Source organism: Pseudoalteromonas sp. ASV78, assembly GCF_047806705.1.
In the GTDB taxonomy this organism is placed as follows: Bacteria; Pseudomonadota; Gammaproteobacteria; order Enterobacterales; family Alteromonadaceae; genus Pseudoalteromonas; species Pseudoalteromonas prydzensis_A.
Genome location: NZ_JBLOPA010000001.1, coordinates 3,185,001 through 3,200,963 on the forward strand (window position 1 = coordinate 3,185,001; position 15,963 = coordinate 3,200,963).

Sequence of the window (15,963 nt, forward strand, 5' to 3'; positions counted from 1 at the left end):
ACTTACCAACCCTTTGCAAACTCCGAATACCGTAAAGTACTATCCGGGAGACACACGGCGGGTGCTAACGTCCGTCGTGAAGAGGGAAACAACCCAGACCGCCAGCTAAGGTCCCAAAGTCATAGTTAAGTGGGAAACGATGTGGAAAGGCCCAGACAGCCAGGAGGTTGGCTTAGAAGCAGCCATCCTTTAAAGAAAGCGTAATAGCTCACTGGTCGAGTCGGTCTGCGCGGAAGATGTAACGGGGCTAAACTATGCACCGAAGCTGCGGATTTGAGCATACCACCCAAGCTATTTTGATTAACGTTAACGTGCGAAGCACCTAACGTTCAAGCGTCCCCCGAACGTGAGTCGGTGGTGATAAAAGATAGTTTCGGGGTATGCTCAAGTGGTAGGGGAGCGTTCTGTAAGCGGTTGAAGGTGTACCGGGAGGTATGCTGGACGTATCAGAAGTGCGAATGCTGACATGAGTAACGATAATGCGGGTGAAAAACCCGCACGCCGGAAGACCAAGGGTTCCTATCCCATGTTAATCAGGGTAGGGTAAGTCGACCCCTAAGGCGAGGCCGAAAGGCGTAGTCGATGGGAAACGGATTAATATTTCCGTACTTGGTATAATTGCGATGGGGGGACGGAGCAGGCTAAGCAAGCATGGCGTTGGTAGTCCATGTGAAAGTGAGTAGGCTAGTGACTTAGGTAAATCCGGGTTGCTGTTAGGCTGAGACACGAGACGAGTCACTAAGGTGATGAAGTTGCTGATGCCATACTTCCAGGAAAAGCCTCTAAGCTTCAGATTATACCGAATCGTACCCCAAACCGACACAGGTGGTCAGGTAGAGAATACTAAGGCGCTTGAGAGAACTCGGGTGAAGGAACTAGGCAAAATCGTACCGTAACTTCGGGAGAAGGTACGCTCCGATTGGTGATGAGACTTGCTCTCTAAGCTGATTGGAGCCGCAGTGACCAGGTGGCTGGGACTGTTTATTAAAAACACAGCACTGTGCAAAATCGCAAGATGACGTATACGGTGTGACACCTGCCCGGTGCCGGAAGGTTAATTGATGGGGTTATCTTCGGAGAAGCTCTTGATCGAAGCCCCGGTAAACGGCGGCCGTAACTATAACGGTCCTAAGGTAGCGAAATTCCTTGTCGGGTAAGTTCCGACCTGCACGAATGGTGTAACCATGGCCACGCTGTCTCCACCCGAGACTCAGTGAAATTGAAATCGCAGTGAAGATGCTGTGTACCCGCGGCTAGACGGAAAGACCCCGTGAACCTTTACTACAGCTTGGCACTGAACATTGAACCTACATGTGTAGGATAGGTGGGAGACTTAGAAGATGAGACGCTAGTTTTGTTGGAGTCGTCCTTGAAATACCACCCTTGTAGTTTTGATGTTCTAACGTTGGCCCCTGGATCGGGGTTACGGACAGTGCCTGGTGGGTAGTTTGACTGGGGCGGTCTCCTCCCAAAGAGTAACGGAGGAGCACGAAGGTTGGCTAAGTACGGTCGGACATCGTACGGTTAGTGTAATGGTAGAAGCCAGCTTAACTGCGAGACAGACACGTCGAGCAGGTACGAAAGTAGGTCATAGTGATCCGGTGGTTCTGAATGGAAGGGCCATCGCTCAACGGATAAAAGGTACTCCGGGGATAACAGGCTGATACCGCCCAAGAGTTCATATCGACGGCGGTGTTTGGCACCTCGATGTCGGCTCATCACATCCTGGGGCTGAAGTCGGTCCCAAGGGTATGGCTGTTCGCCATTTAAAGTGGTACGCGAGCTGGGTTTAGAACGTCGTGAGACAGTTCGGTCCCTATCTGCCGTGGGCGTTTGAGAATTGAGAGGGGTTGCTCCTAGTACGAGAGGACCGGAGTGAACGAACCGCTGGTGTTCGGGTTGTCATGCCAATGGCATTGCCCGGTAGCTACGTTCGGAACTGATAAGCGCTGAAAGCATCTAAGCGCGAAGCAGGCCTCGAGATGAGTTCTCACTAGACTTTTAAAGTCTCTGAAGGGCCGTTGAAGACTACAACGTTGATAGGCAAGATGTGGAAGCATAGTGATATGTTAAGCTAACTTGTACTAATTACCCGTGAGGCTTAACCATACAACGCCAAACGCGTTTTATGCGACAGTTTAAGCGAAGAAGTTAATATAACTAAAGTAGATTTACTGGCAGCTTTAAGCGATAAGCTTTAAGTTGTAAGAAGACAATTATCAGCCATTTTCCAAATTTTAATTAATTGGCTCGAAAGAGCGGATTAATACCAAATTTGCTTGGTGACAATAGCGTTTTGGACCCACCTGACCCCATGCCGAACTCAGTAGTGAAACGAAACAGCGCCGATGATAGTGTAGCATTTGTTATGTGAAAGTAGGTCATCGCCAGGCTCCAAATTAAAGAAACCCGTTACAGCGATGTGACGGGTTTTTTGTTGCCTAAAATAAAGTATAGCTCTCAGTTTTAAGCCGTCAGCTATCAGTTGCACAGTGTCAACCATAAAAAGAATGCCACAACTACCTCGCAGTGCAATCTATCCCTTAAACAACAGACCCTTTTTGCAGGCTTTTTAAACTCGCGCTCCCCATAATGAAATTTAAACTCGCAAACTATTTCTCTGCATTTGATTTTTCCTAAATTATCATCTTGTTGCAATTTCATCCTTGGTTTACTTTCTGACCTGTGTAAAACTAGCGGGGTTAATTTAGTAAATCAGGTGACATGAATGTCGAATATAAAAGCTTGGAAACTTATCAGTTTATTTTGTTTGGTAAGCTTACTTATGGGCTGTCAATCGAAAGAAGAGCAGTTACAAGAAACAATTAAACAATCTATAGCTAAAGCTGAAGTTGAGTTAGCAGGACTTGGTAAAGCGTTAGATAATGGCTCAATTCGCAATGCGGCTTTATTAGGTGAATATGGCCGTATAATCAGTAATGAAAAACCAGAACTGACACAAATCGCAACGGTACTTGCACAGGATGCAACTCGCAAAGGTGCGCTCTATACTGGCTTAACGCAGCGTTTAGCTGATATTAAAAGTACTTATTTAATCCCCCCTTATGAAGAAACGTTACTTAATATTGACCTGTTACGTGATGCTGTAAAGCCTGCGCTATTTTCTGATGCGCTGACCGATCCAATTAATATGCTTGCTGATATGTCAGGCGGTTCATTGGCCCGTGTGGGTGCAATTAGCAAGCAGGCGGAAGGTGAAGGTGAAGGCAATCAGTTAGTCGGCAATCCTAATTATGGTAATTGGCAAACTAACAGTAACGGTATCAGCTTTTGGCAATGGTATGGTATGTACCGTATTTTAGGCGATGTATTTGATCGTGTGGAATATGGCAGTTGGAGCAAGCGCCGTAAATATAGCTATTATAATGATTATGGCCGTGCCCGCTATACCAGCCCGAAACAGATGAAAGCACAAACGGCAGTAGAAACACGAACACGCCAGTCTTATCAACGTCAAGGTAAACAGTTTACCAGTCCTTATGCGTCGAAAAAGAGCGGTGCTTCAGGGTTAAGTCGTAGCAGTTATACCCCACCGAAAACACGCAGTAGTTACTCTAAAAGCAGTAGTTACAGTAAAAGTTCGGGCTCGGTAAGAGACAGCAGCAGCAGAACCTCTCGCGGTGTTAGTCGCGGTAAGTAAACGGCTATTTAAAAGATTTAGTGTTGGAGTTATAAGAATATGTATGAATTTAATGGAATAACTATGTGGTCGCTGCAAGCAATCGCGATTGATTTTGCAATTATTATTGCACTGTTTGTGAGCCTGAAATTTATTAAAGGTTGGGTATCTAATTTACATGCCAATGATGAAATCACCGAGCGTGATAACTTCGCGTTTGGCATTAGCTTTGCCGCAGGCTTAGTTGCATTAGCAATAGTGCTTACAGGTGTCAGTAGCGGTGCGTTTGCTGCATCTTTACAGCAAGAAGCACTGCAAATGGGCGGATACGGTTTGTTAGCGATTGCGCTGATCAAACTGGGTCACTTTTTTCAAGATAAAGTTGCACTGCGTAAAGTAAGCCTGCATGACGAAATCGTTAAGGGCAATGTAACAGCGGCAGTGATTGATTTTGGCCATGTTGTCAGTGTGGCAATTGTTATACGCTCAGCGTTGTTCTGGGTCGCTACAGAAGGCTGGCATGGTATCCCAATTGTTATTGCGGCGTTTATTATTGGCAGTATCGCATTGTTGTTGGTAAGTCAGTATCGCGTACAGTTGTTTAAGCGTACTAATCGCAGTGGAGACTGCTTACAGCAGGCTATTATTGATGGCAATTTAGCGGTTGGTATTCGTTATGCGGGCTTTTTGGTTGGTAGCGCGCTTGCTATTACCGCAGCCTCAGGTATTGCACCTTATGTAGCAGATAGTATTAATGCTAGCTTAGTTTACTGGGCGATTAGTGCACTTGTTTGCATCCTTGTATTCATTGCGCTGCATTTAATTACCATCAAAATCATCTTATCAGGTTGTGATATTTCTGATGAAGTAAATCGCCAAAAGAATATTGGTGTAGCCACTATTTCTGCTGCAGTTTCATTTGCAGTGGGTATTACTATGGCAACTCTATTAGGCGCATAAAACTTGTCTCACACTAGCCAAAGCCCAAGTAAGTTTGCCTTACTTGGGCATGATTTTTTATTAATATCTGTTATGGCCGTACTCGCTGGGTGTGGCCTTATTTATGAGTATCTTTTATCTCACTACGCAGGGCGTGTTCTGGGTTCAGTAGAGAGCGCTATTTATGCCATGATTGGTACAATGATCGTCGCTATGGGGATGGGCGCTTTTTTAGCTCGTTGGTTTAAAGACCCTTTTACCGCGTTTGCTTGGCTTGAGAGTCTGATTGCTTTGGTTGGCATGGGTTGTATATTAGCTATTGCCAGCGTAATTGCTGTTAGCTATTCATTACCGCATATTTTTTCAGAGATTTTTAATCTGCCCGCCGATGTGGTGCTTAACGGTTATATTTTTCAGAAACTCCAAGAGTGGTCACGTTTTCTACCGTATGTATTTGGTTTATTGCTCGGCCTATTGATTGGTATGGAAATACCCTTGATCGCGCGTATTCGTCAGCATGTTTATGGCCGGTTTTTAGAAAATAATGCCGGTACAATTTATGGTGCCGATTACATTGGGGCAGGGATTGGCGCAGCCATCTGGGTGAGCATTATGTTGGCGATGCCAATTATGCAAGCAGCTGCTTGGACTGCGTTATTTAATATTATTGCCGGTTTGGCTTTCTTGTGGCGCTATCACAGTCATGTACGTTATGCCAAATTACTGTTTGTTTGCCATATTGGTTTGTTAGTATTGTTTGCTTTTATCCTTGTACTTGGTAGTAGCTGGATGAAAGATTTAAGTAACGTACTTTATAAAGATAAAGTTATTTACTCTGAAGCCACTAAATATCAGCATCTTGTGTTAACCGAGCGGTTAAGTCGTAATCAACCAGAGCCAATCACCGATCTTTACTTAAATGGTCGCTTACAGTTCTCCAGCGTTGATGAGCAAATTTATCATTCAATGCTGGTGTATCCACCGCTGTTAGCTTCTAATCGTCATGATAACGTGTTGATCATTGGTGGCGGTGACGGGCTTGCTCTGCGCGATGTATTGAAATGGCCAGTACAAGAAGTTACGCTGATTGATTTGGATGGCCAGTTACTTAACTTATTTGGTCACCCAAGCAACGAATTTACAGCACCAGCACAGATCAATGCGCGTTTGCGCAAACTCAATGGCAATTCTATGCTTGATCCTCGAGCGAACGTGATCGTGGGCGATGCATTTTTAGAAGTTGAGCGTCTGCTCGATGAAGGTAAGCGTTTTGACACTATCATTATTGACCTACCTGATCCTAACCACCCTGACTTAAATAAGATGTACAGTGATTATTTTTATAATCATATTCGTCAGTTACTCGCAGCAGATGGTGCGATGGCGGTGCAGTCTACCTCGCCTTATCATGCGAAAAAGGCTTTTTTAAGTATTGGCAAAACGGTTAAAGCCGCAGGGTTTAAGCATGTCGAGCAATACCAGCAAAATATCCCTTCATTTGGGCAATGGGGTTGGACAATTGCAACGACGACAGGCAAATCAGCCAGTGCGCGAATTGAACAGGCAACAGCACTTCCGGTTGCTTCGCGGTGGATTAGCCAAAAATATTTATTGGCTGCATTTGTATTTCCTAATCATTATTTTGAACAAATAAATGATATTGAAGTCAATCAATTAGGGTCAGGTACTTTGTATGATTACTACCGAAGTGCATGGCAGATAGAAAGTGAATTGTATAAAAATTAATAAAACATGGTTGACATAATATGTCGGCTATGCGAATCTTAACTCAGACATAATATGTCAAATGACAAAAAGGCAGAGACATGGAATTAAATGAACTTTCAATAAAACTAGCATCCTTTGAAACCGAAGGCGCTAACTTTGAGTCTTTCTTGATTGCCAATCCAGGTGAGCAAGATGTGTTGCAAGTTATAGTTGATGGCAATGATGAGCTTCCAATTTTTGTTACGCAAACACAAGAGCAGCTGCTATGTATCAGCTACTTATTTGCGGATGAGGAAGTTAAATCGGAATTGCGTGGTGAGTTAAACGAAACACTATTACGTTTAAATGTCCCAATCCCACTGAGTGCATTTGCAAAGATTGATGATAAGTATGCGATTTTTGGTGCTTTGTCGGTTAATTCATCGTTTGATGACATTACCCATGAGCTAGTTACATTAGCCGATAATGCCATTGATGCATTAGAAGCGGTAACCATTTATTTAAACGATTAATAGCTAGCTATTTTACGTGGAGTTAAGATTATGAGTATTTTAAAAAAATTATTTACAGCAGTACGTGGCGGCGCCCGTGAAGCCGGCGAAGCAATTGTTGATGCTAATGGCATTCGTATTTTTGAGCAAGAAATTGCTGACGCACAAAATGCCTTACAACGTGCCAAAAAGAGCTTAACTGAAGTGATGGCAAAAGAAATGCAAACTAAGCGTAAAATTAGCGCATTAGATGCATCAATTGCTGAGCACGAAGCGTATGCTGGTCAAGCCCTTGAAAAAGGCAACGAAACTTTAGCACTAGAAATTGCTGAAAAAATCGGTGATTTTGAAAGCGAGAAAGCAGAACATGATCAAGTGTTAGCGGGTTTTAGCAATCACATTGTGACGCTTAAACAGCAGGTAAAAGACGCTGAAAAGTCGATTAAAGAAAATCAACGTCAGCTTACTATGGTTAAAACCACTGAAAGCGTGCAACAAGCGACTATGGCTGTAAACAGTACACTTAATACCAACAGCTCGTCGATGACTAATGCACGTCAGTCACTGGAGCGTATTAAGCAGCGCCAACAAGATCGTCAAGATCAATTAGGTGCAGCTAAAGTGCTTGAAGCAGACACTAACGGTGATGATCTAAAAGCAAAAATGGCTGAAGCCGGGATTGGCGACAGCAGTCCGAAAAGTGCAGATATCCTAGCGCGTATTAAAGCTAAGCAAAACGGCTAACGCGGTATTATTGATTATTAAAAAGGTAACCGAGCAACGTTTGGTTACCTTTTTTGCTTATGAGGCAGTCTATGTTTAACTTCTTTAAATCTAAAAAAGCGCCTGAACGCCAATTAAATCATCCTAGTGAACTTAAAGTAGGCGATATGTTCACTGTGATCGATTCGTTTGCTTATCCAAGTTGGTTAAAAGGCCAAACTCTGCGTGTTACTGATGTGCAAACTTATCAATATCAGCATAGTGCTGATTATGAGCTAGTGCTTGAAAGTGATGCCGGTAAAGTTATATTTTTGCAAATTGAGCGTAGTGATGGTGAAGAATGGGCGAACTTTTCAATCAAAATTCAGCGCGATGAAGTGGATGAAATTTTCACTCTTGATGAATTTGCACGCATTTTTGATGAAGAGCAGCTGACTTTTATCGAAGTGAAAAATACCCCAGAACGTTATATGCAGTTTTTAGGTAGCAGCTACCAACAAACTGAAACACCGTTTGTGTGTTATTTTCATAATAAAGATTACCGTGATCAAGCGCTTCCTCAGTATGAGCAACAAGGTGGTGAGCCTTGTGAGATGATCTGCCTTGAATCAAGTGATGAAAGCCATGGCCTCAATATTGAAATTTGGGATGGTGGTGAAACCGAAGTATCACTGACTTTAACTCGCCCTATCACTGATATTGTTGATCTGTTTCCAGGAGATGCACAGTGAGCAATACCAAAGATAAATGGTTACGCCAAGAGCAAGCCGTCAGAGCGACGCAAATGGCATTCGACCTTAGCAGTGAAGTGCAAAAGTCGATAAAAAAACAAGCCATTGATCAAGAGCTCACGCCATCAGATATGATCCGCAAAATTTTAGCGCTTGAAGTAAAATCAAAAAAAACGCGTCAGCGCCTTTCATTTAATTTAAATGATGAGGAAATAGCATTACTTGCTGAGCGGTTTGGTGTAGATGTAGATGATAAACGGGCTGTAAAGCAACAAGTTGCAGAGTTACTAATTGCCCACACTAATAAGCGCTGAGCCACCCATATTTTGCCTTCTTTAAATTAAGCCCTTACACTGTGGGCTTAATTCCTTATAAAAATGAGTTGCTGTGAATATAGTTTTAATCGCGTACTTAATTATCTTCGCCTTGTTTGGCACTGCCGCGAGTTATTTTGTGCGATTTATTTATGCTTACTGGGTGAAAAAACAAATGCCAATGCAGCATATTTTTAAGGCGGGAATTTGTATTATTGCAGTATTAATTATCTCTGCGCTAATTCCACTGCTGGTTTAGCGCAGATACAAGATTCTCTATTTTAGATCAAACGACTGACAAGTTTGATTTATACACAGAGCTTGCACGGGTAAAACGGGCAAACAATCAGTTAAGCCATTGCTTTTATTGTTATCGGCCTCAAGTGCATTGATTTGCTGTGCTAGTTGCTCGGCTTTTTCTTGCTCAGTGTTGAGCGTAGAATAAACCATATAACGACTTGGCCCGCCGCATGCGCGTTGGCCCACTTCAAGTACTTTACATTGAAAGCTCGCTGTACAGCTGGTGTCTTGCACTAATTCATTTAAGGCATTATTTGACTGAGCTAAGCTGGCACTGCCCGTTGTGGCTGACTCTGTGGTGCTCATACAGCCACTAACAATCATAAAACAGGCTGTTGTAACTAAACATTTAAAATATGATAAACGACTCATATAGCTATCCCTTAATAAACACTTGCCGCAGAGCTGTCTAGTTTAACACATTTATTTTCAACACATTGAGCCCCAGGTGCCATTAAATGCTGACAAATACTGACCATCGAATTTTCAGCGTTAAATTGGCTCTCTAACGAGGTGATTTTTTTGCTTAGCTGCTCTACTGCTTGCTCGTTTGCGGTTTTATTCGAATACACGAGATAGCTACTTGGGCCACCGCAAGCACGGCTACCTACCGCTAATACTTTACATTGCGCACTGCTATCACATTGCGGGTCTGCGGTTAAAGCTTGTAATTGTTGGTGGGCCTTTTGGATATTCTCTCTCGTTGGTTGTTCCTGCGTTTGCGGGTCTAACTTAGTTGCTTGATTGTCTTTCACTAGTGCTGCGGGGGCAGGACTAAGTTGGTCGCTATTAGAGGTTGCCGCATCCGAACAAGCAGATAAGCAAAGTGGGAGTAGTACAGCGATAACAGATAAGCGCATGATAAACCTTCACAGTGATGAACAAGTAACCACTATCATACACTTTGCACATAACACAGCAATAAAAACTATGACATTCAAAGGTTAAACCCGCCACCTTGACGGGTTTAATATTGCTTATAACCCGCCTTGAGTTAATTTAGCTGGATTGAGTAACGTTTCTAGCTCACTACGGGAAAGCTCGGTTTCTTGCTCGGCAACATCTACGATTGGGCGGCCTTGCTGGTAAGCTTGCTTGGCAATTTTGGCTGCTTTTTCATAGCCAATCACCGGATTAAGAGCGGTCACTAAAATCGGATTTTTAGCGAGTGCTTTGTCGATATTACTTTGATTAACTTTAAAGGAACGCAGCGCTTTATCGGCTAATGCTTGGCTACTGTTGGCAAGCAACTCGATACTCTGCAAGATGTTATAAGCGATTACTGGCAGCATGACGTTGAGTTCAAAGTTACCAGATTGGCCTGCGACAGTAATAGTGGCGTCATTGCCGATAACTTGGGCACTTACCATCGCCGCCGCTTCTGGGATCACTGGATTAACTTTACCAGGCATGATTGAAGAGCCCGGTTGCAGTGCTTCAAGCTCAATTTCACCCAATCCGGCAAGTGGGCCTGAATTCATCCAGCGTAGATCGTTCGCTATCTTCATTTGTGCCACAGCAAGTACTTTTAACTGTCCTGAAAGTGACACTATGGCGTCTTGTGAACCAATATTGTAGAAAAAGTTTTTACTTGGTACAAAGCGTACACCAACATTAGCACTGAGGTTTTTACAGAATTGCTCAGCAAACAGTGGGTCGGCATTGACGCCAGTGCCTACTGCTGTACCACCTTGGGCTAACGCTGAAACCCCTTCGAGGCTATAGCGAATACCAGCCATAGCTGTATCAACTTGATGTTGCCAAGTGTTGAGAGTCTGCGCGAATGTGACTGGCATGGCATCCATTAAGTGGGTACGGCCCGTTTTTACAATGCCACCAATTTCTGACTTTTTGCGCTCCAAGGTTTGTGAAAGCTGGTCCAACGCCGGAAATAATTCATATACCACGTTAATCACACTGCTTACCGCAATGGCTGTGGGGATCACGTCGTTAGAGCTTTGCCCCATATTTACGTCATCATTAGGATGAATCGTGTCATCGCCATAGCTACTCGCTAACGTTGCGATCACCTCATTGGCATTCATATTAGTGCTGGTACCAGAACCGGTTTGAAAGACATCAATAGGGAAGTGCTCTAAATGTTGGCCATCAATGATCTCTTGGCAGGCACGCTCGATTAACTGCGCTTTATTTTGACTTAAGTGGCCAAGTTCGTAGTTACTTTGCGCTGCCGCTTGTTTGATATAAGCAAGGGCGCTAATGAACTGTTTTGGCATCACTAAGCCGCTAATACGAAAGTTATTTACAGCACGTTGGGTTTGGGCTTGATAAAGTGCATCAGCAGGGACTTGTAATTCGCCCATACTGTCTGATTCGATTCTAAATTCGCTCATAAAAGCTCCTAAAAAGGGTTGAATTCGTGGCTGAGAATACGCGCTTCTCGCTCCAAGATAAGATATTTTCTGGTACTGTTATGGGTTTTATAAAAGCGCTTTAAGGCCATCAGAGGTTTATAAAGTTGCTCTAAACATTGTTTGCGAATTGCACAATGAATTAAAGAATCGCACATTTTGTTGAGAATTTCATGGAAAGTACGTCTTAAATACAGTTCTTGTAGCAGCATGCACTGCTTTTTCTCGTAATAGCGGGCCGCATTTAACCCAGCTTCAATATAGTCAGCCACTAAAGCAGGGGCGTGTAGACCAGGGCGCTGGCAAATGCACTTCATTTGTTGTTGATAGAAAAGCATGGCTTGATGGTCGTGCATAAGAAAACCGATTAGCTGTAACGATAATTGTTATCATTACAGCTAATCGGTTTTAGTGCAAGTCACAAATTGAAAATTTTGACGTGAGAGTAACTGTTTAATTGTAACCAAGAATAAATATTTGATCAGTTTCATGTTTTCTCAAGACTTGTGTGTGTTGATTTGATTGCGAAAGTAAGTCGATGATAGTGCCTCGTTCATCACAGCTTGTTTTATCTGCGTCTGATTTTTCACTCGCAGCTAAAGCAGCATCAAGTGCGGTATAGGGTGAGATATACATAGTTTTCTCCATTAGGTTGATTCACACTCATAAAAGCATAACTCGTACCAATGATGATTAAAAAACTTAACTGCATGAATTATATGGCATTATTTTATTGACAATAAATTAGAACGGGACATTGTTTTATATTTTTGCTTTACTGTTGTGCATTAATTACCAAACATGGTGCACAAATTTGCATGGAAAAACCTTTCTCTCAGGCCTGTGAAAATAATAAATCTCCTATTCTTAGCGAGCTAAAAAGCTGTTTTGCCGATGTTGACAACGTGTTAGAGATTGGCTCAGGCACCGGCCAGCATAGTGTGTACTTTGCTGAACATTTACCGCATTTACAATGGCACACAAGTGATCGGCCGATCAATCACTATGGCATAAAACAATGGCTTGCTGAAGCACAGTTAGCTAATTTACATGAGCCGCTTGAGCTTGATTTAAATGCTCCTTGGCCGGTCAAAAAGGTCAACGCTCTTTACACCGCCAATACGTTGCATATCGTAAGTAGCGCGCTCGTTGAGAGGTTTTTTAATGGCGTTGAGCAGCATTTAGCAGCGCAGGGCGTATTATGTATTTATGGACCATTTAAATATCAGGGGCATTTTACTAGCGAGAGCAACCAACGCTTTGATGAATTTTTAAAACAACAAGATAGCCAAAGCGGCATTCGTGATTTTGAGTGGATCCAACAATTAGCAACGGCTGCAGGCTTAACGTTAGTAAATGACATTGCTATGCCTGCTAATAATCAATTATTGATCTTTAAACGGCATTTTTAAAAGGTAATAACTCAGTACATTGGCGGTGATAAATACGTAAATGTTGTTGCTCACGCTTTAAGTAATCGGCAATTGCGGGACTAAAATCTGCATCGAGCACATGGTGTACTGAGTGAGTAAATACCGGAGCGAATCCGCGGGCAATTTTATGCTCGCCTTGTGCGCCGGAGTGAAAGCAGCTTAATTGTTGGTTAATACAATACTCAATCCCTTGGTAATAACACAGCTCAAAGTGTAAGCAGTCTACTTCCTCTAGCGCTCCCCAATAGCGTCCATATAAGGTGTTATTACTTTTAAAGCTCAGTGTGGCAGCGATCACCTCATCGTCGCGTATTGCATGCATGATCACCAGTTTATCCGCCATAAGTGCATGCAGTAGCACAAAAAAATCATGACTTAAATACCCCAGATGACCAGATCGCTTTAAGTAAGTACGTTGATAAAATTCACAAAATTGGCTCATAACAGCAAGCGTAATTTGTTCACCTTGCAGCCACTTAATAGTAATGTTTTGCTGAGCTATTTTACTGCGCTCTTTTTTCAACGCTTTACGTTTACGTGCTGTTAATTGCGCTAAAAAGTCATCAAAATCAGCATAGCCTTGATTTTGCCATTGGAATTGTACGCCAATGCGATGCATGCCTTGTTGTGCCGTCAGGTGTGAGGCTTGTTGTTGCGTACAAAAATTAATATGCCAACCCGACCATCCCTGCTGCTGGCAGTGAGCCGTTAATAGTGCGGTTATGTACTGATATATTTGCTCTGGCTGTGCGTAATCAACCGCAATACGTGGTCCTTCAATCGGGCTAAAAGGAGAGCCACAAAGCCATTTGGGGTAATAGTCTAAGCCATGTTGCTGGTATGCTTCTGCCCATGCCCAATCGAATACATATTCGCCATAAGAGTGACTTTTTAGATAACCTGGCGCAAGTGCAACTAGGGTGTCATTTTGATACACCGCTAAATGATACGGTTGCCAGCCTGTCGCAGCTGATACGCACTGGCTCTGCTCTAGGGCAAATAAGAATGCATGATCAGTAAATGGATTATCTGCAAAAAATGATTGCCAAACGTCAGCATCTATTTCACTAATACAGGCAAACCAGCGATGGCTAAATGCTGTCATTGTTGCTTCCCCTGCAAACCTTCAACCTGCTGAATGAATTGCCTGATATAGCCTGCTTGCTCATCAAAGTAGGGGTTATAAGTGAGTCGTTGCAAGGTTGCAAATGCCGCGACATTTTCTGCAGTGCGCTCACCAATATTTGGCTTCTTCGTGGTTTTGCAGTGTGCATATAAGGCATCGTCATCAAGGTAACTGCCACAATTGCGGTAGTGACCTTGGGCGCCATAATGCGGGTTGTTAGGTGAATTAACCACGGCAATATGAGATATGCCATGGATATTCTTACAAGTTGCAGTTTGGCACTGGGGATTTATTACTGTGTAATCTGCCGGGAAATCACTGTTAATGGTGTTTTTATCGCCATAATAAAGCAGTGTATCTAAGCGATTGGCAGGGCGGGCTGTGGCATCATGTAAAGTGCTTAATAATTGCAGGGAAGCACGGGTATCAATGGTGGTATCTACATCACTCATCACTGAAAAGATAGGTAAGTTTGGTAATCGCCGTTTTGCCAGTTTAGACAAGGCGATTGAATGCATCGCATCATCGGCTGCAGTTACGGCATTGAGTGGGAATGACTCATACTTAGCAAAATCGATGTCGGCGTCTTTATCTATCCAATTAACAAAAGGAATATAGTCAATCCATTTAGCAAGCCAACCATTTTTATTGTGTGGCTCAGTGGCGGGTGAAAACAACATCAGCGCGGTTATTTTTGGGTTGCTGGGCTGCACAGTTAAATAATTAACTAAAAGTGTAGCGCCTGTTGAATAGCCCCCTAAAATAACCTGATCAAAATCTTTGCTGGTGCGCGCAATTGCATAGTTTACAGCTTGCTGCCATTGTTTGGCCGTAACCCGACTCAGTGCGTCAGCGGCCGTGCCATGACCAGGTAACAATAAAGTACGCACGTTGTAACCTTGCTCAAAGTAAATTTGTGCTAAGTCATGAAAGGTGAACGGTGAGTCAGTCAGGCCATGGATCAATAGCACTGCTTTGCGAGCATTGTTTTGGCGCAGCTCAAAAGGCGCTATAAGGTCGCTAATGTTCGCCATGCTGGGTCTGAGTTGTTGTTTAACTAATAGCTGATAGGTTGCGGTTTGAATTGGACAAGGCATTGAGGCGCGCGGGTTTGTCGTCAAAATGTGCTGATATGCAAAGCTCAAGTAGTCACTATATGTTTGCGTACTTTGATAGCTAAACTCTGTAGTTGGCTTGCTATTTTCGAATCGCAACAACCCTTGCTCTTTACTCTTCATAATATAGTCTAAATCAGTTAACTGAGTTACACAGTCGGTTTGGCTGATTGCAAAGCTAGAGGTGGTTAGTAAAACAACGGCTAGTAATATTCCATTAAGGCTCATAAACATCTACATAATTGATTCGGCGCTCGGTTAGCTTATCGAGTTCGAGTCGTTTTGCAAGGTGTAGAGCTTTTAGTTTACTCAAGTCAAAGTGTAGTGGTGGTTTCGCTAACGTTAAAGCCCTATCACGGCATTAAGTGGAGTACGAATTGCAGGGCTGATATTTGCTAAAAATCGGCTTTTGGAATGCATAAATAGAGATATTAAACATTTTGCTCTGCGCGATCATATTTTCCAATCTCTAGAGTAGCCGCTAAATGATGTTGTTTTTTAAAGCGGCAGCTGTTTTTTGCTAAATGTTTGCTTTAAAACCACCGTAGACTCAATATTGGCAATGCAATTAATACTACCAAGCTTATGTTTTACAAAGCTTTCATAGCTTTCTAGATCGGCCGCAATAATTTTCAATAAGTAATCATAGCTACCAGATATTACAGAACATTCTAGTACATGATTAAGTTTTGCAACTTGCTCTTCAAACATATTAGCTGCGCTGACCGAATTTTGACTTAATCGCACAAATGCATAAACCAATACGTTTAAGCCAAGTGCGCGGGGGTTTAGAGCCGCATGATAGCCGCTGATCACTTTGCTTGCTTCAAGCTTTTTGATGCGCCGTAAGCAAGGGGTATCCGATAGGCTTACCGTTGTTGCAAGTTCTGATACAGAGGTGCGTGCATTGCTTTGTAATAACGTTAGTAATTGTTGATCTTTTTTATCTAAACTCATAAATATGACAATAAATTGTATTTAATTGTGATTATAGAGTGAATTTCACTAATTATGTGCTTTTTTATTCGCAGTTTTGCTGATTTGCGCTCTA

The 15,963-nt window shown here is 42.9% G+C and carries 17 protein-coding genes and 2 rRNA genes (1 of these 19 cut by a window edge); 11 read left to right on the forward strand and 8 right to left on the reverse strand.

Going from position 1 to position 15,963, the window contains the following annotated elements:
- From ACMVDV_RS14370 to ACMVDV_RS14415, 10 genes are all read left to right on the forward strand, one after another.
- Nucleotides 1-2,109 (forward strand): 23S ribosomal RNA (locus ACMVDV_RS14370); it begins 877 nt to the left of the window's first position.
- A 169-nt stretch (nucleotides 2,110-2,278) separates the two neighbouring features.
- Nucleotides 2,279-2,393, forward strand: a 5S ribosomal RNA gene (rrf, locus tag ACMVDV_RS14375).
- A 335-nt stretch (nucleotides 2,394-2,728) separates the two neighbouring features.
- On the forward strand, nucleotides 2,729-3,661 hold the full coding sequence (locus ACMVDV_RS14380; protein WP_304183335.1) for a CHAD domain-containing protein: 933 nt from the start codon (nucleotides 2,729-2,731) through the stop codon (nucleotides 3,659-3,661).
- Nucleotides 3,662-3,700: 39 nt separating this feature from the next.
- Nucleotides 3,701-4,600, forward strand: coding sequence for a DUF350 domain-containing protein (locus tag ACMVDV_RS14385; RefSeq protein WP_416158586.1), 900 nt, complete (start codon nucleotides 3,701-3,703; stop codon nucleotides 4,598-4,600).
- Nucleotides 4,601-4,603: 3 nt separating this feature from the next.
- On the forward strand, nucleotides 4,604-6,325 hold the full coding sequence (locus ACMVDV_RS14390) for a polyamine aminopropyltransferase (protein WP_416158587.1): 1,722 nt from the start codon (nucleotides 4,604-4,606) through the stop codon (nucleotides 6,323-6,325).
- 80 nt (nucleotides 6,326-6,405) lie between these two features.
- Nucleotides 6,406-6,819, forward strand: coding sequence for a YjfI family protein (locus ACMVDV_RS14395; RefSeq protein ID WP_016710541.1), 414 nt, complete (start codon nucleotides 6,406-6,408; stop codon nucleotides 6,817-6,819).
- 30 nt (nucleotides 6,820-6,849) lie between these two features.
- Nucleotides 6,850-7,542, forward strand: coding sequence for a PspA/IM30 family protein (locus ACMVDV_RS14400; RefSeq protein WP_304183330.1), 693 nt, complete (start codon nucleotides 6,850-6,852; stop codon nucleotides 7,540-7,542).
- A 71-nt stretch (nucleotides 7,543-7,613) separates the two neighbouring features.
- Nucleotides 7,614-8,252, forward strand: a complete 639-nt coding sequence (locus tag ACMVDV_RS14405; protein WP_304183327.1) for a hypothetical protein — start codon at nucleotides 7,614-7,616, stop codon at nucleotides 8,250-8,252.
- Nucleotides 8,249-8,566, forward strand: coding sequence for a hypothetical protein (locus tag ACMVDV_RS14410; RefSeq protein ID WP_304183325.1), 318 nt, complete (start codon nucleotides 8,249-8,251; stop codon nucleotides 8,564-8,566). Before ACMVDV_RS14405 ends, ACMVDV_RS14410 begins: the two co-directional genes overlap by 4 nt.
- Nucleotides 8,567-8,639: 73 nt before the next feature.
- Nucleotides 8,640-8,825 (forward strand): hypothetical protein, encoded by a 186-nt coding sequence (locus ACMVDV_RS14415; protein ID WP_192542566.1) that lies wholly within the window; start codon nucleotides 8,640-8,642, stop codon nucleotides 8,823-8,825.
- Between the two features lie 17 nt (nucleotides 8,826-8,842).
- Here the strand turns inward: ACMVDV_RS14415 and ACMVDV_RS14420 are convergent, their stop codons facing one another.
- From ACMVDV_RS14420 to ACMVDV_RS14440, 5 genes are all read right to left on the reverse strand, one after another.
- Complete coding sequence (locus ACMVDV_RS14420) at nucleotides 8,843-9,238, reverse strand: hypothetical protein (protein WP_416158588.1); 396 nt, start codon at nucleotides 9,236-9,238, stop codon at nucleotides 8,843-8,845.
- Between the two features lie 11 nt (nucleotides 9,239-9,249).
- A complete protein-coding gene (locus ACMVDV_RS14425; RefSeq protein WP_416158589.1) occupies nucleotides 9,250-9,726 on the reverse strand; it encodes a hypothetical protein in 477 nt (158 codons plus the stop codon).
- Between the two features lie 117 nt (nucleotides 9,727-9,843).
- Nucleotides 9,844-11,220: a class II fumarate hydratase gene (locus tag ACMVDV_RS14430; protein ID WP_416158590.1), complete on the reverse strand. Its 1,377-nt coding sequence runs from the start codon at nucleotides 11,218-11,220 to the stop codon at nucleotides 9,844-9,846.
- 8 nt (nucleotides 11,221-11,228) lie between these two features.
- Nucleotides 11,229-11,594 carry a hypothetical protein gene (locus ACMVDV_RS14435; RefSeq protein WP_304183317.1) on the reverse strand — a complete coding sequence of 122 codons (366 nt, stop codon included), beginning with the start codon at nucleotides 11,592-11,594 and terminating at the stop codon, nucleotides 11,229-11,231.
- A 97-nt stretch (nucleotides 11,595-11,691) separates the two neighbouring features.
- Nucleotides 11,692-11,874 carry a hypothetical protein gene (locus ACMVDV_RS14440; RefSeq protein WP_304183314.1) on the reverse strand — a complete coding sequence of 61 codons (183 nt, stop codon included), beginning with the start codon at nucleotides 11,872-11,874 and terminating at the stop codon, nucleotides 11,692-11,694.
- Nucleotides 11,875-12,056: 182 nt separating this feature from the next.
- Here ACMVDV_RS14440 and ACMVDV_RS14445 point away from each other — a divergent pair, with 182 nt between their 5' ends.
- Entirely contained in the window at nucleotides 12,057-12,650 is a 594-nt protein-coding gene (locus ACMVDV_RS14445; protein ID WP_416158591.1) for a DUF938 domain-containing protein, read from the forward strand.
- Here the strand turns inward: ACMVDV_RS14445 and ACMVDV_RS14450 are convergent.
- The 3 genes from ACMVDV_RS14450 to ACMVDV_RS14460 all read right to left on the reverse strand — a co-directional run bounded on the left by ACMVDV_RS14450 (nucleotide 12,634) and on the right by ACMVDV_RS14460 (nucleotide 15,869).
- Nucleotides 12,634-13,776, reverse strand: coding sequence for a GNAT family N-acetyltransferase (locus tag ACMVDV_RS14450; protein ID WP_416158592.1), 1,143 nt, complete (start codon nucleotides 13,774-13,776; stop codon nucleotides 12,634-12,636). The genes ACMVDV_RS14445 and ACMVDV_RS14450 overlap by 17 nt on opposite strands.
- Nucleotides 13,773-15,140: an alpha/beta hydrolase gene (locus ACMVDV_RS14455; protein ID WP_416158593.1), complete on the reverse strand. Its 1,368-nt coding sequence runs from the start codon at nucleotides 15,138-15,140 to the stop codon at nucleotides 13,773-13,775. The genes ACMVDV_RS14450 and ACMVDV_RS14455 overlap by 4 nt, the downstream gene beginning before the upstream one ends.
- Before the next feature lie 270 nt (nucleotides 15,141-15,410).
- Nucleotides 15,411-15,869, reverse strand: coding sequence for an Lrp/AsnC family transcriptional regulator (locus tag ACMVDV_RS14460; RefSeq protein WP_416158594.1), 459 nt, complete (start codon nucleotides 15,867-15,869; stop codon nucleotides 15,411-15,413).
- Nucleotides 15,870-15,963 lie beyond the last annotated feature (94 nt).